Raw genomic sequence first — 18911 nt, forward strand, 5'->3', positions numbered from 1 at the left:
GAGGATGATGTAATGGACGGTGTAGATAAGATTCTTCAGCAGTGGCAGCAAGCACGACCTGACTTAGATTGTTCTTCGATGGGCGTGGTTGGGCGCATTCGTCGCGCGGCAAACTTCTGGGAACAGATCCATGGTCAAGTGTGCGGTGATGCTGGGATCAGTGCAATCGAGTTCGATATTCTGGCCACGCTAAGACGTAGCATCGAACCTGTCACGCCGACAACGCTGTACAAAACGTTGATGATTTCGTCTGGTGCGGTGAGTACGCGCTTAGAAGGGTTGGTACAAAAAGGTTGGGTGCACCGTGTAGCGAGCGAAAGCGACCGCAGAAGTAATCGAGTGACATTGACGGAAGACGGTGTTGCCTTTTTAGATCAGGTGCTTGAAGCGCATGTCGCGAGCATGGAACAACACTTAACTTGTCTAGACTCTGAAGAGAGGAGCGCGCTGGAAAGCCTGCTGAGTAAGTTCCTGCAAGCCGAAGTGGAATAACTGATCGTACTTGCGTTTAGACAAAAAGGCGGCACAATACTCGCTTTCAGGTTTCCACGATGTATTCCAATGCTGTTAATTATCGATAATTACGATTCATTTACTTACAACCTCTACCAATACTTCTGCGAGTTAGGGGCACAGGTGAAAGTCGTACGTAATGACGAAATTGATATAGCGGGTATTGAAGCGCTCAAGCCAAGTCATTTGGTGATCTCTCCTGGGCCGTGTACGCCTAACGAAGCAGGGATCTCGCTGCAAGCGATCGAATACTTTGCGGGTAAACTGCCGATCCTTGGTGTGTGTCTCGGTCATCAGGCGATTGCGCAAGTGTTTGGCGGTGAAGTGGTCCGTGCGCGACAAGTCATGCATGGCAAAACATCACCAATTCGCCACACCGACCAGAGCGTGTTTTCTGGTTTAAATAACCCACTGACGGTGACGCGCTATCACTCTTTGGTGGTTAAAAATGGCACCTTACCAGAGTGTTTCGAGTTGACGGCTTGGACAGAACTCGCGGATGGCTCAATGGATGAAATCATGGGCTATCAACACAAGACGCTGCCTATCGAGGCGGTACAATTTCACCCTGAATCGATCAAAACAGAGCAAGGCCACGAGCTTTTAGCGAACTTTCTGCGCCGCTAAATCCTGACAGGGATCACTTTTCTTAACATTTTCTTCATATTCTCCGCTGTGGATATTTCTTGAAATAATATTCGCAGCCTTTGTCGCGCCTACCGTTTAGCCCTTGTTATATCTATGCTTAACCAGAGCTTATCTTTGCTATAAGAATATATTGCTTCATAAAAGTAGTGGCTTGATGCATAAATACTCACACCTTATGAAGGTTGGTCTGATTTGATGCCTTCAAAAAGAACAAATCACTATTGAAATGGTTAATTAATTGTAAATACAATGCCGTAATTGCTTAAATGCAAAACAATGTGTGCTTTCATATTTTTGAAAGCAAGGATGCAAGAATTACCTGGCATGCGGTATCGAGAGGGAATGTGCAATGACAATTGAAAATAAAGTAGAACGCGGTCTGTTTGATGAGGTAATGGTACCTTGTTACAACCCAATGGAAATGATTCCAGTAAAAGGCGAAGGCGCGCGTGTATGGGATCAGGAAGGCAAAGAGTATATCGACTTTGCTGGTGGTATTGCCGTGAGCTGCTTAGGTCATTGTCATCCTGCAATGGTTAACGCATTGACGGAGCAAGGCAACAAGCTTTGGCACCTAAGTAACGTAATGACTAACGAGCCTGCACTACGTCTAGCGAAAAAGCTAACGGAAGTGAGCTTTGCAGAAAAAGTTTTCTTCGCTAACTCAGGCGCAGAAGCAAACGAAGCGGCGCTTAAACTTGCGCGTCGTTACGCAGCAGACCAATTTGGTCCAGAAAAATCAGAAATCATCGCATTTAAACAAGGTTTCCACGGTCGTACATTCTTTACGGTAACCGTTGGTGGCCAAGCAGCTTACTCTGACGGTTTTGGGCCTAAGCCAGGTGATGTCACTCACCTGCCGTACAACGATGTCGACGCACTTCGCGAGCACATCTCGGATCGCACCTGTGCGATCATGATGGAGCCACTACAAGGCGAGGGCGGCATCATCGCACCAACAGATGAGTTCATTCAGACCGTACGTGAACTGTGTGACAAGTACAACGCCCTGCTTATCTTTGATGAAGTACAAACAGGTAACGGTCGTACTGGTCACTTCTACGCGTACCAAGGTCTAGGTGTGACACCTGATATTCTAAGCACCGCGAAATCACTGGGTGGTGGCTTCCCTATCGGTGCAATGCTGACAACAACGGAACTTGCCCAGCACCTGAAAGTAGGTACACACGGTTCAACTTACGGTGGTAACCCACTGGCGTGTGCGGTTGCTGAAGCGGTGGTTGATGTTGTGAGCCAACCTGAAACACTGGCAGGCGTAGCGGAGCGTGAAGCACTATTCCGTGAAGGTCTAGCTAAACTCAATGATAAATACCAAATCTTTGCAGAAGTACGCGGTAAAGGCTTACTTCTGGGCGCTGCTCTGAATGATGAGTGGCAAGGCCGCGCTCGCGACGTACTGGTTGCAGCGGGTAAAGAAGGTTTGATGGTGTTGGTTGCTGGCGCGAACGTGGTTCGTTTCACTCCATCACTAGTCATCACTAAAGAAGAAATCCAAGAAGGATTATCTCGACTAGATAAAGCTCTAGCGACACTAACAAAATAACTATAACACCTAGGAAGATCGCTTATTCAAGTGATCTTCCATACCATTGCCACTGGGCATGTGTTCAAAATATTGCTTAGGGAAAATCACTTAGAACAAGGCGTAGATTGCAGCGAGCTAGCGGGTCTAACTTCAAAATCTACAACGCAGTTATTAGTGATTTAAGCAAGCAAGGATGAATAGATGACCGGTGGCAGTGGTATCAAGCATCAGGAGGGAGTATCGATGCTGGTTGTCCGCCCTATCGCAATGTCGGATTACGATGCACTGCACACGTGCGCAGTGGAATCGGGTCACGGATTTACATCATTACCGGTTAACGAAGAACTGTTAACTAACCGCATTACACACTCAGAATACAGCTTCTCAAAACCAGAGGTCACAGAACCAGGTGATGAGGGTTACCTAATGGTTGGCTTTGACAGTGATACTGGTGAAGTGGCTGGCTGTACGGGTATCGAAGCCTCGATTGGCTGGGATGTACCGTTTTACTCATACCACATCAGTACCGTTGTGCATTCATCAAGAAAGCTTGGCGTGAACAACACGGTTAAGCTGCTGACATTCGGTAACAACTACACAGGTTGTAGTGAAATTTGTACGCTGTTTTTGCGTCCGACCTTCCGCCAAGGACTGAATGGTCGTTTGATGTCGAAATGTCGTTTCTTGATGATGGCTGAACACCCGCACCGTTTTTCTAAAACCATCTTTGCTGAAATGCGTGGTGTGTCTGATGACGACGGTAACTCGCCATTCTGGCAATGGCTGCAAGAGCACTTCTTCTCGATTGATTTCACCATGGCAGATTACCTAACGGGTATCGGTGCGAAAGGTTTCATCGCCGACCTGATGCCAAAACTGCCTATCTACATCAACTTACTGAGCAAAGAAGCACAAGAAGTGATCGGTAAAGTGCACGAGAACACCAAACCTGCACTACGTCTGTTAGAGAAAGAAGGTTTTACCTGCCGTAACTACGTCGATATTTTCGATGGCGGTCCGACTGTCGAATGTGACCTGCGCAATATCGAATCAGTGCGTCATTCATTCCGTGCGAAAGTGACGATTGCTGAGCATTCAAGCTCGCAGGATTACTTAATCTCGAACACTTCATTTGAAAACTTCCGTGCAACCGCAGCGAAAGCGGCGTACGACAAAGAATCTGATTCAGTGATTCTTTCACCAGCGGTAGCAGAAGCGCTACAGGTTAACGATGGTGAATACGTTCGTATGTTGCCTCAGTAAATTAAGGAAAGAGTAATGACACATTGGATTGCAGGAGAATGGGTCGCTGGACAAGGCGAACCAATGAATTCACTAAGCCCATACAACAATGAAGTGGTATGGGAAGGCGACAGTGCGACTCCGGCTCAAGTAGATGCGGCGGTGAGCGCTGCGCGTGAAGCGTTTCAGAGCTGGAAAAAACTCAGCTTTGCAGAGCGTGAAGCGATTGTGCTGGCGTTTGCCGAGCAAGTAAAAGAACACAGCGAGCAAATCGCAGAAGTGATCGCGAAAGAAACCGGTAAGCCGATTTGGGAAACGCGTACCGAAGCGGGCGCAATGGCGGGTAAGATTGCGATCTCTATTCGCGCGTACCACGACCGCACAGGTGAGTCGACACGCGAAGCGGCGGGTAACCAAATTGTTTTACGCCACCGTCCATTGGGCGTGATGGCGGTATTTGGCCCGTACAACTTCCCAGGTCACTTGCCTAACGGTCACATTGTTCCAGCGCTTTTAGCGGGTAATACCGTGGTATTCAAACCGTCTGAGCAAACCCCAATGACGGGTGAGCTGGCGATGAAACTTTGGGAAAAAGCAGGTCTGCCAAAAGGCGTGATCAACTTAGTCCAAGGGGCGAAAGAGACAGGTATTGCTCTGGCTGACTCAAAAGGTATCGATGGACTGCTGTTCACCGGGAGCGCAAACACCGGTCATATCCTACACCGTCAGTTTGCTGGCCAACCGGATAAGATGCTGGCGCTAGAAATGGGTGGTAATAACCCAATGGTGATCACTGATAACTACGGTGACTTAGACGCAACGGTTTACACCATCATTCAATCTGCCTTTATCAGTGCGGGTCAACGTTGTACGTGTGCGCGTCGCCTGTATGTCCCTGTGGGTGAGAAGGGCGATGTGTTGGTTGAGAAACTCGTCGCGGCAACCAAGAAGATCCGTGTCGACCAGCCATTTGCTGAACCTGCACCGTTTATGGGGCCACAAATCTCAGAAGCGGCAGCGAAATTCATCCTTGATGCACAAGCGAATCTACAAAACTTGGGTGGCGTGAGCTTACTCGAAGCCAAAGGCGGCCAAGCGGCATTTGTCACACCAGCTATCATCGATGTGACACCGATTGCCGAGCTTCCGGACGAAGAATATTTCGGTCCATTGCTGCAAGTGGTGCGTTACCAAGGTCTAGAGAAAGCGGTAGAGCTGGCGAACGATACTCGCTTTGGTCTATCTGCAGGTCTAGTCTCAACCAATGACAGTGAGTGGGACTACTTTGTTGACCATATCCGCGCGGGTATCGTTAACCGTAACCGTCAATTGACGGGGGCGAGTGGTGATGCACCGTTTGGTGGTCCGGGCGCGTCAGGTAACCTACGTCCAAGTGCTTACTACGCAGCTGACTACTGTGCTTACCCAATGGCTTCAATGGAAGGTGGCGAAACCTTGCTACCCGCTACGCTAAGCCCGGGTGTAGAGCTATAAGAATTTAATAATAGAACGTCACAGGTTGAAGGCTATCTGATTGATTCTCTGGACAAGTCGATTAGGTGGCCTTTTTTATAATCCAATCACCGTAAACAACCCTTAAACAAGGAGGCGTTATGACGCCAGATGTTTTATTCCAGTCGTTATGGAATGACTATATTCAACGCTTATGTCCCTCTGCAGAAAAAGTTCATCAACTGCTTCAGGAAGATGAGCCACTGATCAACGACCACATTGCGCTGCGTACGTTTAACGTCGCCCCTTTGGGAATTGCGACGCTTGCTCAACCTTTCCTCGATGCGGGCTACAAGCCTTGCGGCGACTACGAGTTTGAGAGCAAGAAGCTGGTGGCAAAACACTTTGAACACCCAGACCCAAAACAGCCAAAAGTGTTCATCAGTGAGTTGAAAGTTAACGAGTGTTCTGACGAGCTGCAATCGATCGTTGCTAAGCTTGTCGAGCAATTGGACACCGATAAGCTAAAAGGTCATGAGTTCCTATACGGTGGCCGTTTGTGGGATTTGAGCTTTGCTGACTACCAAGTACTGGCGAAAGAGAGTGAGTACGCGTCATGGCTAGCGGCGCACGGTTACGGTGCGAACCACTTTACCGTGAGCGTTAACCAACTCAGTGCCTTTACGGAAGTGAAAGGTGTGAATGACCACTTACGCCAAGCAGGCTTTGCAATCAATGAGTTTGGTGGCGAAGTGAAAGGCTCGCCTGAGGTTCTATTAGAGCAGTCTTCAACCATGGCGGATAAAGTGCCAGTGCAGTTTAGCGAAGGCACAGAAATCGTACCGGGTGGTTTCTACGAGTTTGCTAAGCGTTACCCGATGAGTAACGGTGAGCTTTACCCAGGATTTGTCGCAGCATCAGCGGACAAGATCTTCGAAAGCACCAACGGATAATATCGAGTTCTTAGACGCCATAGCTATTATCGAGCCTTAGCTATGGCGTCGCCTTCTCGCTAGAAAGCCAATAAAGAAAAAGCCACCAAACTTGCGTTTGGTGGCTTTTGTATTCTTGCTCGGTTAATCAGAGATTAACGAGTACCGTAAACCACGATTGTCTTACCGTGTGCAGAAATTAGGTTCTGCTCTTCAAGCATCTTAAGGATACGACCTACTGTCTCACGAGAACAGCCAACGATTTGACCGATTTCCTGACGAGTGATCTTGATTTGCATACCGTCTGGGTGAGTCATCGCATCAGGTTGTTTCGCTAGGTTAAGTAGCGTTTGCGCGATACGACCGGTTACGTCTAGGAACGCTAGGTCACCAACTTTTTGGCTAGTTACCTGAAGACGACTTGCCATTTGCGCAGAAAGACGCATTAGGATGTCTGGGTTTACTTGGATTAGCTGACGGAATTTCTTGAAAGAAATCTCTGCAACTTCACAAGGAGATTTAGCACGAACCCAAGCTGTGCGCTCTTGATCTTCTTCGAACAGACCAAGTTCACCGATAAAGTCACCTTGGTTTAGGTAAGAAAGGATCATTTCCTTACCTTCTTCGTCTTTAATAAGTACTGCCACAGAACCTTTAACGATGTAGTACAACGTCTCTGCTTTCTCGCCCGCGTGGATCAGCGTGCTTTTTGATGGGTACTTATGAATATGACAGTGTGAAAGGAACCACTCTAATGTTGGGTCGGTTTGAGGTTTACCTAGAACCATAATATCTCACTTCCTCTGCAGGGTACGCTTGCCGCTTTCCATATTTTAGCTAAGCCTTAAGTTTGGCTTACTAGGATAAGAGCACTTTATAAATGCTGCAAGCTATCTTGTGTTTCGGTTACAAATAGTATCCTTTTTCGAAACCGATTTCTTGATTTTAATCGGGTCCGCATGCTAATTCTCTAAGCAAAAATGTGCACATGATCACGGTATGAAAAGTAATCGCACATTGGACACTAGCCTTAGCCAATTTTTCCCGTTTCGATGAGTTGCTGGAGAATCGGTCTTACGATCAGCTCCATGGCGAAACTCATTTTTCCGCCCGGTACAACTAATGTGTTATGGCGAGACATGAATGAGCCATCGATCATTGCAAGCAGGTACGGGAAATCGACATTCTTAATCCCACGCAGACGAATGACAACAAAACTTTCGTCTAAGCTCGGGATACCTTTCGCGTTTAACGGGTTTGACGTATCCACGGTCGGAACACGCTGAAAGTTGATATGGGTACGCGAAAATTGTGGGGTGATGTAGTTGAGGTAATCGTCCATTGAACGCACGATTGAGTCCATCACGGCTTCACGTGAGTGACCACGGTCTCGGGTATCACGGACGAACTTTTGGATCCACTCCAAGTTGACAATCGGCACCATGCCAATCAAGAAATCAACGTGCTGCGCAACATTGACCTCACCGTCAACCACGCCACCGTGCAGCCCTTCATAAAAGAGTACGTCGGTGTTTTCTGGCAGATCTTGCCATGGAGTAAAAGTGCCCGGCATTTGGTTGTACGGCACGGCTTCGTCAAACGTGTGCAGGTAGCGACGCACCTGACCGGTGCCGTCGAAGCCGAATTGACGGAAAAACTCTGCAAGGCCAGCAAAGTCATTCGCTTGCGGGCCAAAATAGCTAATGTGGCGACCTTGGTCGCGTGCTTTACGGATTTCCACGTCCATTTCTGGGCGCGTGAATCGGTGAAAGCTGTCGCCTTCTACCCACGCAGGTTTAATGTCCATCATATTGAACATCTTGCGGAAGGCTTCAGACGTCGTTGTTGTTCCCGCACCGGACGAACCGGTGACGGCGATAATCGGGTGTTTTGCTGACATGACAAACCTTGTCTGTTAGTTACTTACCTTGTATTTCAGCCACACTATAACATGCTTTTACGACAGTTTATGGATGTGCTCGCTGAGCATTGAATCTTAACGATTAAACTGTCTTCTCAGCTGAATATCAACGGTTTCATGCAGTTCTGAGAACACAACCACGGCTTCACCCGTTTCGAGCTGCGCTTTGATTTGTGCGACTTTGTCGTCGAGCGATATTTCGTTTTCGCCGTAGTCTGTCCCTTCGCGTAAGACAAACTCTTTGATTAGGTTATCCAGGGTGTCTGGGGCGATTTGTTGCCATGGGATGATCATAAATACCTCAAAACTTTATGCAGCAATTCTATTGGAGCGTGGTTTAGATATGCACTTACTGGCGTTTAGCACTCAAGCTTTGGTAGTACGCCGGAAGTGCTTCTTCAAGCCAGAACTTTGGTTTTAGTGCGCTACCCGCGACAAACCCCACATGACCACCTTGGTCAAACAAACGGTAGTCAATATTGTCCGGAAGTACGTATTTCGGGATGACGTCTTCGGTCATAAACGGGTCGTCTTTGGCGTGGATGATTTGCGTCGGCAGTTTGATGTCTTTTAAACGGTGGATGCCAGAGCAGCGCTGGTAATAATCTTGTGCGTCTTTAAACCCGTGCAGCGGCGCTGTGATCAAATCGTCGAACTCGTAAAGCTTCGTTACGCGCTTGATGCTTTGATAAGACAGGTCGAGCTCGCCTTTTAGTAGGTGATGTTTGCGCAGTGCGTTTCTTTTCAACGAAGAGAGCAGATAGGTTTTATAGATCTTTGAGAAGCCTTGCTCAATACGCTGTGAACAGGCAGAAAGGTCAAGCGGCGCTGAAACAATGGTGGCGGCGTCTAGTAGAGGCTCTTGATTGTATTGCGCAAGATAGTTGGCCAGCATGTTTCCGCCAAGCGAGATGCCAACCGCCACTTTGGTTTGATTTGGAAACAGCGAGTCGAGGTGCTGAAGAAACAGTCGCGCGTCTTCGACTTCGCCCGAATGATACGCTCTGGCTAGGTTGTTCGGTTTGCCGCTGCAACCGCGAAAATGCATCATCACCGACAGCCAACCGTTCTTGGCAAAAGCGTGCATTAAGCCGTTGGCATAAGGGCTATAGAAGCAGCCTTCCAAACCGTGAAACAATACGAAAATAGGTTTGTTTTTCGCTTTTTCTGATTGCCAATCCTCACTCCAGGCGAGATCGAGAAAATCGCCGTCTTCGGTATCCAGCGTTTGCCATACAGGTTCAAACAACGCTTTCTTGCGAATAAAGCGCGGAGCCAGAGTTTGTACGTGAGGATTGGTCAATCCTTTAGCAGCGACAAATTGAGTCATAAGCACATCTACATGTTGGCGGTGTTATCAATCGGCTCGGCGAAAGCAGGATAGAGGTGCTCTGCTCCTAGTTGGCGACAGTAACGCAGGGTTAACGGCGAACCTAAGTTTTTTTCTAGTTCTAAGTTATTGATGCAGTCGACCAGATCAGATTGCTGGCAGCGTTCTAACTGCAGTTCAAACTGCAACGACTCACGATATAGCGCATCTGGAACATGGGATTTGAGTCGACGGCGAATGTCTCGGTAGCTGTGCAGCAGAGTTTCAGAATGCCCAAGGCACTCTTCCACTTTGAGCCAGTCTTGATCTTTGAAACATACCTGCTGCTCGTCGAGCCATTTGAGCAACAGCAGCAGGTTAACGTTGCCTTTGAAGTGGTTTTGTAGATTTAGGCACGCGTCTTTCACTCCTCGCATACTGTAGTACTGCAAGCTAAATTGCCACAGTCTTTCAAGGGTGAGTGATATGTCTGCGTGCTTTGGACTCATTGGCTATTGAATTCCTGTTCCATCTGTTCAAGCTCTTCTTGCAGAGCCATCCATTCCATTTCGACGTCTTCAAGTTCGCTTTTGCTGTTCGCCTGGGTTGCTAATACTTGATTAAGTTTAGTCTTATTTTCCGCCTCATACAGTGAGTTATCTGACAATTGTGTTTCTGCTTCTGCGAGGGCTGTACTTAACTTATCCATTTTTTCTTCAAGCTTTGTCAGCGTTTTGCGAATTGGCGCGGTCTGTTTACGGAAATCCGCATCGCGACGCTTTTGTTCTTTCTTCGCTGCGGCGCTATTGCTGGAGGTTTTTTCCGGTTGTGCTGATTGCTCTTCTTTACGCTGCACTTTTTGCTGCTCGGTCAACCATTTGTAGTAGTCATTCAAGTCGCCGTCGAATGGTGCCACTTGGCGGTCATGGACAAGGTATAAGTCGTCCGTGGTTGCACGTAATAAGTAACGGTCGTGCGATACGATCACCATCGCGCCTTCAAAGGTTTGCAGCGCTAAGGTCAGCGCTTGGCGCATATCGAGGTCAAGGTGGTTGGTCGGTTCATCGAGTAGCAATAGATTCGGTTTTTGCCAGACGATGAGTGCGAGCACTAGACGCGCTTTTTCACCGCCCGAGAATGGCGCGACTTTTTCCAGCGCTTTGTCACCTTGGAAACCAAAGCTGCCCAAGTAGTCACGTAACTGCTGCTCTGTGTGTTTCGGCGCGATCTGCATCATGTGCTGCAGCGGCGTCTCTTCTGGGTGCAAGGTTTCCAACTGGTGCTGTGCGAAGTAGCCAATTTTCACGCCTTGAGAATAGGTCAGCTCACCGCCCTGGCTGTTTAATTCGCCAGACAGCAGTTTGATCAGAGTGGATTTACCCGCGCCGTTGCGGCCAAGCAGACCAATGCGGCTGCCCGGAACTAGGTTCAAGCGGATCTTTTCCAGAATCAAGTTGTCGCCGTAACCCGCAGACACATCATCCATCATGATGATTGGGTTTGGTAGCGCATCCGGTTCGCGGAACTCAAAACTGAACGGGTTATCAAACTGCGCAGGTAGTACTTTCTCCATCCGTTCCAGCGCTTTGATACGGCTTTGCGCTTGGCGTGCTTTCGACGCTTTGTAGCGGAAGCGGTCGATGTAGCTTTGCATGTGCGACATTTGCTTCTGCTGCTTTTGATACATCGCTTGTTGCAAGATGAGCTTTTGCGCGCGCTGTTCTTCGAACGACGAGTAGTTACCCGTGTATTCGTTAAGTTGTTCGTTTTCGATGTGGATCACTCGACCGACGATCGGGTCCAAGAAATCACGGTCGTGCGAGATAAGTACCAAAGTACCTGGGTAGTTTTGTAGCCAGCGTTCAAGCCACATTACTGCGTCCAAATCCAAGTGGTTGGTCGGTTCGTCGAGCAAGAGCAAATCAGAACGGCACAGCAGCGCTTGCGCTAAGTTAAGACGCATACGCCAACCACCAGAAAACTGGGTTAGGTTCCAACTCATCTGTTCTTGGCTAAAGCCCAAACCGTCTAGCAGTTCTGCCGCGCGAGCGCGAATACTATAACCACCGATGGTTTCAATCTGGCCGTGGATCTCGGCGACGAGCGTGCCGTTATCGTTCGCTTCTGCGAGTGCGAGCTTTTCTTCCAAGGCGCGGTATTCTCGGTCACCGTCAATCACGTACTCAATCGCACTGCGTTCAAGCGCTGGTGTTTCCTGCGCAACCCAAGCTAATTCCCAATGCGCTGGTTTGCTGAAGTTACCAGCATCCACCGACAACTCGTCTTTAATCAACGCGAATAAGGTGGATTTACCACAACCGTTTTTGCCAACTAGGCCGACTTTATCGCCCGGATGAATGGTTGCAGAAGTTTGGTCCAGAAGCGGTTTACCGCCACGAAGAAGCTGGATGTCAGAAAAGGTAATCATAGTTTTGCGCTTTATCTTTGCTCGTATCGCGCAGAATAGTAGGGGGAATGAGATTAAATGTCGATCATTGTATTATGTGTAACAAAGACGTATAACAATCTGATAACGATAATATGAACTTAGCCACAGTGAGTCGGCTTCACCACTAATAAGGATTGCTGTCCAAGGAATGCAGACGAGACCATCGAAAACGCCCAAAGTACTTGTTCTTTACGCTCACCCAGAGCCGGATAGTTCAGTCGCCAACCAAATGATGATCAAGAAAATTCAATCGCTTGATCACGTTACTGTGCATGACCTTTACGCCCATTACCCAGATTTTTTTATCGACGTCAAAACAGAGCAACGACTACTGCTGAATCATGATGTTATCGTCTTTCACCATCCGCTCTACATGTATTCCTGTCCCGCGCTGTTAAAAGAGTGGCTGGACCGCGTACTGTGTAAAGGTTTTGCGTTCGGTTCAGGAGAGGCGCTGAAAGGCAAAGTATGGCGTAGCGTGATCACCGCTGGTGGCCGTGAAGACGCGTTTAAAGCCAGCGGCTATAACCGTTATCCGATGTCTGAAATTCTACAGCCGTTTGAGCTAACCGCGGCTTTGTGTCAAATGGAATGGGTTGAACCTCTGGTGTTGTACTGGGCGAGACGAGTACCAGAAATGGAGCGCTATCAACATGCTGAAGCGTATCGTCAATGGCTGATGAATCTTACCCATGACAATCACCATCGAGTAGGAGGTCAGCATGGCAGCTGAAAGCGACTTTCTACAAAGTAGTGTAATTTTTCTTTCCGCCGCGGTATTGGCGGTGCCACTCGCGCAGCGATTAGGGTTAGGCTCGGTACTCGGCTATCTACTCGCGGGTGTGGCGATCGGTCCTTGGGGCTTGGGTTTAATCAGCGACGTTGAAGCGATTCTGCACTTTGCCGAGTTTGGTGTGGTACTGCTGCTGTTTTTGATTGGTCTGGAGCTAAACCCGACCAAACTACTACAAATGAAAGGGCCGATTCTCGGGCTTGGCGGCGCGCAGGTTGTTATCACTACTTTATTACTTGCAAGCGTGGCTTATCTATTGGGCACGAGCTGGCAAACCAGTTTAGTGATCGGTATGGGCTTGGCGCTGTCTTCCACAGCGATTGCGTTGCGGGTTATCGAAGAGCAAGGCTTAGAAGGCAGTGAAGCCGGTCAATCGGGGTTTGCGGTGCTGCTGTTCCAAGATATCGCCGTGATTCCGATGTTGGCGATATTGCCAGTGTTGGCGGGAAACACTGCCGGTGACTGGTTCGATGTATTGTGGATGCTCGGCGGTGTCGGTGGATTGTTGGTCGGTGGCCATTATCTATTGAGGCCGCTGTTCCGTTATGTGGTGATGAGTGGCGTACGTGAGTTGTTCACCATTGCGGCTTTGCTACTGGTGATCGGTATCGCTTTGATTATGAAGCAGCTAGGTCTATCGATGGCACTTGGCACTTTCTTGGCTGGGGTGCTACTGGCAGAGAGTGAATACCGCCACGAACTAGAGATCGCGATTGAACCGTTCAAAGGTTTACTGTTGGGACTGTTCTTTATCGCGGTTGGCATGGCGGTTAACTTAGGGTTATTGGCGTTACAACCAGTCGCGGTGCTGTTGGCAGTAACGGGGTTAGTGACGTGTAAAGGGCTGATCCTTTATGTGCTGGCCCATTTGTCTGGCGGGCGAGCCAAATCACGCAGTAAGATGGCGGCGATTCTCAGCCAAGGTGGTGAGTTTGCTTTTGTTATCTTTACCGCTGCCAGTGCGGAAGGCTTGTTAACCCAAGACCAAATTGCGTTTTTACTCGTAGTGGTAAGTTTGTCGATGGTAACGACCCCCTTGTTACTCACGGTGCAAAATCGCTGGTATGCGCGTGGCCTGAACGCTCAGCCAGGCAAGCAACGTCGCAGTGATGTGGTGAACAAACAACCCCGCGTGATCATCGCTGGCTTTGGTCGTTTTGGTCAGATCGTTGGTCGTCTGATGTACGCCAACAAAATAAAAGTAACGGTACTGGAAAGCGACGCCAGCCAGATCCAACTGTTGCGTAAATACGGTTATAAAGTCTTCTTTGGTGATGCGACCCAGCTCGATTTATTGCGTGCGGCTGGGGCAGACAAAGCCGAAGCGATGATCATCTGTACCGATTCACCAGATGAACTGATGAATATTGTTGAGTTGTGTAAACAACACTTCCCAAGGCTTAAAATCCTCGCACGGGCGCGTAGCCGGGTTGAAGCATATCAATTGCTCAGTCACGGAATCGAAAGCTACTCGCGCGAAACCTTTTTAGGTGCGTTAGACTTGGGGCGTCAGGCATTGGTCGAGTTAGGTATGCATCCTTATCAGGCCAAGCGAGCGGAAGCACATTTCAGGAAACTGGATAATGCAATGCTGAAAGAGCTGTTGCCTCAGCACACCGACGATAAGCAATTGGCCCTAAGAGCCAAAGAAGCACGAAAAGAACTGGAAGAGATTTTTGGTCGCGAGATGGAAAGCGACCAACAATCGAAAAACTTCTGGGATTAATCCAATCGCCGATGTATACGCCGGCTTTTAGGTTGGTGTATGAGTTGGAAGAGACTAGTGAAGTAAGAGAGATGAAAAAAAGGTTTATTGCAGGCGCGAGTTGCCCTAAATGTTCGCAGCAGGACACATTACGCTGGTGGATCGAGAACAATATCGAAATCGTCGAGTGTGTCGAGTGCTCGCACACCGATCAGCGTAAGCCGCAATCTGTAGAAAAAACTGAACACAGCGGTCAAGAGATGATCGGAATTTTTAAGCCAGAATAATTGAGTTTCTATAATCAATCCCCATAATACGTGGATAGACACTTTGTTAATCGGAGCAAGTTTTTTGCTCCGTTTCTCTAACTCCTTGGAGTAATTATGAAAATTGAAAAGAACGTAGTAGTAAGTCTTGCTTACCAAGTAAAACTAGAAGATGGTGTGGTTGTTGATCAATCAACAACAGACGCGCCACTAGATTACCTTCACGGTAACAACAACCTGATCACAGGTCTGGAAGATGCCCTAGAAGGTAAAGAAGCAGGTGCTAAGTTCTCAGTAACTGTTACTCCAGAAGAAGCATACGGCGAGCACAACGACGCGCTAGTACAACGCGTTCCTGCTGATGTATTCCAAGGCGTTGACCAGATCGAAGTTGGTATGCGTTTCCTAGCGGATACAGACCAAGGTCCAATCCCAGTTGAAGTGACTGAAGTAGACGGTGACGAAGTAGTGGTTGACGGTAACCACATGCTTGCAGGTCAAACACTGACTTTTGACGTTGAAGTTGTCGCGCTACGTGAAGCAACAGCAGAAGAAGTTGAGCACGGCCACGTTCACCAAGCTGGCGGTTGCGGTCATGATCACGACCATGATCACGAAGGTGGTTGTTGTGGCGGCGAAGGCCACAGCCACGGTGAAGAGAAGAAAGATGGCTGCTGCGGTGGCGGTAGCTGCGGTTCTCACTAATCTGAGCCGATGCTGAACTTACGTTTAGTAAGATAGAATAACAGAGCGCAAGCTAACGCGATTAGCTTGCGCTTTTTTATACCCGTTGAATTGATCAACTCCAGATACTCGGAGAGTAAACCCATGAGCAAGCCATTTTCTATCGCTATCCACGGTGGCGCCGGGACGATTTTACGCGAGCAAATGACGCCAGAGTTAGAAGCGCAAATCAGACGCGACCTCGAGTCCTCGGTCAAAGCGGGGTATCAAGTGTTGGCAAATGGTGGCGATGCACTGGATGCGGTCGTGGCTGCAGTCAAAGTGCTGGAAGACTCACCACATTTTAATGCGGGTAAGGGCTCAGTATTGACCAACAAAGAAATGGTCGAGATGGATGCGTCGGTCATGCATGGCAAAGAGATGAATGCCGGCGCTGTGGCGGGTGTACGCCATATTCGCAACCCGATTGAATTGGCCCGTGATGTGATGCTCAACAGCAATCACGTCTTGTTGATTGGAGAAGGCGCGGAAGAGTTCGCGTTTGAGCACGGATACGAATACACAGAACAAGATTACTTCTACACCGATCGTCGTTATGAGCAACTGCAATCGATGAAAGAGAAAGGCTTGTTCGCTTTGTCTGAGTCTAAGTACCCAGATGACAGTAAGCACGGTACGGTAGGCGCAGTGGCGCTCGACCAGCAAGGAAACTTGGCCGCTGCAACCAGTACTGGTGGCGTGACCAATAAGAAATACGGCCGAGTAGGTGACTCATCAATCATTGGTGCGGGCACTTTTGCCGAAAATGGCAACGTTGCGGTATCGACGACAGGCATGGGAGAGTTCTTTATTCGCAAATGCGTGGCGGGTGACGTGGCGGCAAGAATGCGCTACTTGGGTGAAGATGTCGTGACGGCGAGTGAGACCGTGATCAATGGTGAGCTAAAAGCCATGGGGGGAGAGGGCGGTTTGATCGCGTTAGATGCAAGCGGCAACATCAGTTATGCGATGAATAGTAGCGGCATGTATCGCGCTGGAATTGATGCCCACGGAGCGATGGAAATTAAGATATACGCCGCAGAAAAATAAGCCGTATTGTTTGAAAAAGATAATATCAACAAACACTTAGTTAAGCGCTACGCAAGCGTGATTAAAAAATAACTGCAAGAAATGTGATTCAGTGCTAGAATCCATTTTTAATCAGCAATCAGACTTGGAAAGATGGGTAATAACGTAGTCGTTCTAGGCACCCAATGGGGTGACGAAGGTAAAGGTAAAATCGTAGACCTTTTAACTGAAGATGCAAAATATGTGGTTCGCTACCAAGGCGGTCACAATGCAGGCCACACTCTAGTAATTGACGGTGAAAAAACCGTTCTTCACTTAATTCCATCAGGTATCCTTCGCGATAACGTAAAATGTGTTATCGGTAACGGTGTAGTACTATCACCTGAAGCTCTACTTAAAGAAATGAAACCTCTTGAAGAGCGCGGTATTCCTGTACGCGAGCGTCTTTTCATTTCTGAAGCTTGTCCTCTAATTCTTCCTTACCACATCGCGCTTGACCAAGCTCGCGAACTTGCTCGTGGTAAGAAAGCGATCGGTACAACTGGCCGTGGTATCGGTCCAGCATACGAAGATAAAGTTGCTCGTCGCGGCCTACGCGTTGGCGACCTATTCGATATGGAAGCGTTCGCTGAGAAACTAAAAGAAGTAATGGAATTCCATAACTTCCAACTAGTTAACTTCTACAAAGCAGAAGCAGTAAGCTACGAAGAAGTACTTGAGCAGGCACAAGGCTACGCTGAGCTACTCACTTCAATGGTTATCGACGTAACTGACGAACTAGACGCAGCACGTAAGCGCGGCGACAAGATCATGTTCGAAGGTGCGCAAGGTACGTTGCTTGATATCGACCACGGTACTTACCCATACGTAACATCTTCTAACACGACTGCTGGTGGTGTTGCTGCAGGTTCTGGTTTCGGTCCTCGTCACATCGGTTACATCCTTGGTATCGCGAAAGCTTACTGTACTCGTGTAGGTTCAGGTCCATTCCCGACTGAACTTTACGACGGTCAAGAGAAACAAGATCCAGTAGGTAAACACCTAGGTACTAAAGGTCACGAGTTTGGTGCAACAACGGGTCGTCTACGTCGTACTGGTTGGTTCGATGCAGTTGCTATGCGTCGTGCAATCCAAATCAACTCTATCTCTGGTTTTTGTCTAACTAAGCTAGACGTACTAGACGGTCTAGAAGAGCTAAAAATCTGTACTGGTTACAAGATGGAAGATGGCTCTGTACTAGAAGTTTCGCCAATGGCTGCTGAAGCATTTGAACAAGCAACGCCAATCTACGAAACCATGCCTGGTTGGTCAGAAAACACATTCGGTGCGAAATCAATCGAAGAGCTACCAAAAGCGGCTATAGATTACATCAAGCGTATCGAAGAGCTAACGGGCGTGCCTGTAGACATTATCTCTACTGGTCCAGACCGTAATGAAACAATCATCAAGGTTCACCCATTCGAATCTTAATTCTGATTGTTATCAGTAGATTAGAAAACCAGCGCTATGTCGCTGGTTTTTTTGTGCTTGTCGATCGCTGTTTTTTTCGACACTCTATGGCAATCTTTTGCCATTACACGGCAATTTTGATTAAAGAGTTAGCGGTACTTGCCGATATTAATATCAAACTTGCCGCAACTGCGGCAATTCCGGCATTGGTGAAAAGCGAATGCCAATTATCGAAGTTAAGAGTGCAGACAATGAAGCTAAAACAATTAGCGGCTTCGATGGTATTGGCGGCCAGCACCTTTATGGTCAAGGCCAATGGCTTGCAGGAGATTGGCGAGCCAGTACCTATCTACTCCGAAGCAGAACTGATTAAGTTGGTGAACGAAAACCAGCACCTTGCACGCATAAAAGCCGATAACTGCCAGTTAGTGGAAGATATCGTTGCTCGTGCTACCCGTATTAACTTACCGTCATACGAGTTTCTCTATGGTGATATGTTGGCGTGGGGTGTGTGTGTCGACCAAGACGTCGAACTGGGGCTCTATTATATGGAAAACGCAGCGCATCAAGGTTTGCCTGCGGCGTTAGAGCAACTCGGTCGTTACTACTCACGTGGTACCTTGGTTCAGCAAGATAAAGAACGTGCGATCCCATATCTACGCGAAGCTGCGGCGATGGGCAATCTAAACGCGCGTATTCAATTGGCGGAGTTGTTACTTAGAGATTACGGCAGTCCGCTGGATTATGAAGATGCCTACCGTTGGCTGTACAACTCGGTTACGGCTGATCAGCGCACTCACAAGCGAATTTCGATTTTGCGTCGCGGTTTAGAACAGCGCATGCCGATGAACATCATTGCTCGAGCGAAAAAGCGCGATACTTTCTGGTAAACAGAATTTCGAGAACCATTTTTCTGCACTCAAGTTGTTCTCAA

At 48.3% G+C, this 18911-nt stretch carries 19 protein-coding genes; 13 read left to right on the plus strand and 6 right to left on the minus strand.

Annotated elements, in window-relative coordinates:
* The first annotated feature begins 12 nt into the window (after positions 1 to 12).
* The 6 genes from AKJ31_RS15850 to AKJ31_RS15875 all read left to right on the plus strand — a co-directional run bounded on the left by AKJ31_RS15850 (position 13) and on the right by AKJ31_RS15875 (position 6354).
* A complete protein-coding gene (locus tag AKJ31_RS15850; protein ID WP_053410079.1) occupies positions 13 to 492 on the plus strand; it encodes a MarR family winged helix-turn-helix transcriptional regulator in 480 nt (159 codons plus the stop codon).
* Between the two features lie 69 nt (positions 493 to 561).
* The gene (locus AKJ31_RS15855) at positions 562 to 1140 is read left to right on the plus strand and encodes an aminodeoxychorismate/anthranilate synthase component II (protein ID WP_053410080.1); all 579 of its coding nucleotides are present in this window, start codon (positions 562 to 564) and stop codon (positions 1138 to 1140) included.
* Between the two features lie 370 nt (positions 1141 to 1510).
* A complete protein-coding gene (locus AKJ31_RS15860; RefSeq protein ID WP_053410081.1) occupies positions 1511 to 2725 on the plus strand; it encodes an aspartate aminotransferase family protein in 1215 nt (404 codons plus the stop codon).
* A 225-nt stretch (positions 2726 to 2950) separates the two neighbouring features.
* Positions 2951 to 3970, plus strand: coding sequence for an arginine N-succinyltransferase (astA, locus tag AKJ31_RS15865; protein WP_053410132.1), 1020 nt, complete (start codon positions 2951 to 2953; stop codon positions 3968 to 3970).
* 15 nt (positions 3971 to 3985) lie between these two features.
* Positions 3986 to 5443 carry a succinylglutamate-semialdehyde dehydrogenase gene (gene astD, locus AKJ31_RS15870; RefSeq protein WP_053410082.1) on the plus strand — a complete coding sequence of 486 codons (1458 nt, stop codon included), beginning with the start codon at positions 3986 to 3988 and terminating at the stop codon, positions 5441 to 5443.
* A 119-nt stretch (positions 5444 to 5562) separates the two neighbouring features.
* Entirely contained in the window at positions 5563 to 6354 is a 792-nt protein-coding gene (locus AKJ31_RS15875; RefSeq protein ID WP_053410083.1) for a DUF1338 domain-containing protein, read from the plus strand.
* Between the two features lie 134 nt (positions 6355 to 6488).
* Here the strand turns inward: AKJ31_RS15875 and crp are convergent, their stop codons facing one another.
* From crp to AKJ31_RS15905, 6 genes are all read right to left on the minus strand, one after another.
* Entirely contained in the window at positions 6489 to 7121 is a 633-nt protein-coding gene (gene crp, locus AKJ31_RS15880) for a cAMP-activated global transcriptional regulator CRP (RefSeq protein ID WP_004410522.1), read from the minus strand.
* Positions 7122 to 7363: 242 nt separating this feature from the next.
* Entirely contained in the window at positions 7364 to 8233 is an 870-nt protein-coding gene (locus tag AKJ31_RS15885) for a phosphoribulokinase (protein ID WP_053410084.1), read from the minus strand.
* 96 nt (positions 8234 to 8329) lie between these two features.
* Positions 8330 to 8548, minus strand: a complete 219-nt coding sequence (locus AKJ31_RS15890) for a YheU family protein (protein WP_053410085.1) — start codon at positions 8546 to 8548, stop codon at positions 8330 to 8332.
* Between the two features lie 55 nt (positions 8549 to 8603).
* Positions 8604 to 9584, minus strand: a complete 981-nt coding sequence (locus AKJ31_RS15895; protein ID WP_053410086.1) for a hydrolase — start codon at positions 9582 to 9584, stop codon at positions 8604 to 8606.
* Positions 9585 to 9592: 8 nt separating this feature from the next.
* On the minus strand, positions 9593 to 10072 hold the full coding sequence (locus AKJ31_RS15900; protein WP_053410087.1) for a TIGR02444 family protein: 480 nt from the start codon (positions 10070 to 10072) through the stop codon (positions 9593 to 9595).
* Positions 10069 to 11991 carry an ABC transporter ATP-binding protein gene (locus tag AKJ31_RS15905; RefSeq protein WP_053410088.1) on the minus strand — a complete coding sequence of 641 codons (1923 nt, stop codon included), beginning with the start codon at positions 11989 to 11991 and terminating at the stop codon, positions 10069 to 10071. Before AKJ31_RS15905 ends, AKJ31_RS15900 begins: the two co-directional genes overlap by 4 nt.
* Positions 11992 to 12160: 169 nt before the next feature.
* On the opposite strand from AKJ31_RS15905, the gene kefG reads away from it, so the two are divergent.
* The 7 genes from kefG (at position 12161) to motX (ending at position 18867) form a co-directional block, all read left to right on the plus strand.
* Positions 12161 to 12745, plus strand: a complete 585-nt coding sequence (kefG, locus tag AKJ31_RS15910; RefSeq protein ID WP_053410089.1) for a glutathione-regulated potassium-efflux system ancillary protein KefG — start codon at positions 12161 to 12163, stop codon at positions 12743 to 12745.
* A complete protein-coding gene (gene kefB, locus AKJ31_RS15915) occupies positions 12735 to 14531 on the plus strand; it encodes a glutathione-regulated potassium-efflux system protein KefB (protein ID WP_053410090.1) in 1797 nt (598 codons plus the stop codon). The genes kefG and kefB overlap by 11 nt, the downstream gene beginning before the upstream one ends.
* A gap of 71 nt (positions 14532 to 14602) precedes the next feature.
* Entirely contained in the window at positions 14603 to 14797 is a 195-nt protein-coding gene (locus tag AKJ31_RS15920; RefSeq protein ID WP_053410091.1) for a YheV family putative zinc ribbon protein, read from the plus strand.
* Between the two features lie 96 nt (positions 14798 to 14893).
* Positions 14894 to 15481: a peptidylprolyl isomerase gene (gene slyD / locus AKJ31_RS15925; protein ID WP_053410092.1), complete on the plus strand. Its 588-nt coding sequence runs from the start codon at positions 14894 to 14896 to the stop codon at positions 15479 to 15481.
* A 123-nt stretch (positions 15482 to 15604) separates the two neighbouring features.
* Positions 15605 to 16549, plus strand: a complete 945-nt coding sequence (locus AKJ31_RS15930; RefSeq protein WP_053410093.1) for an isoaspartyl peptidase/L-asparaginase family protein — start codon at positions 15605 to 15607, stop codon at positions 16547 to 16549.
* Positions 16550 to 16681: 132 nt separating this feature from the next.
* Positions 16682 to 17998: an adenylosuccinate synthase gene (locus tag AKJ31_RS15935; RefSeq protein ID WP_053410094.1), complete on the plus strand. Its 1317-nt coding sequence runs from the start codon at positions 16682 to 16684 to the stop codon at positions 17996 to 17998.
* Between the two features lie 230 nt (positions 17999 to 18228).
* The gene (gene motX / locus AKJ31_RS15940; RefSeq protein ID WP_053410133.1) at positions 18229 to 18867 is read left to right on the plus strand and encodes a flagellar protein MotX; all 639 of its coding nucleotides are present in this window, start codon (positions 18229 to 18231) and stop codon (positions 18865 to 18867) included.
* Positions 18868 to 18911: the final 44 nt, after the last annotated feature.

Source organism: Vibrio hepatarius (assembly GCF_001274785.1).
GTDB lineage: Bacteria > Pseudomonadota > Gammaproteobacteria > Enterobacterales > Vibrionaceae > Vibrio > Vibrio hepatarius.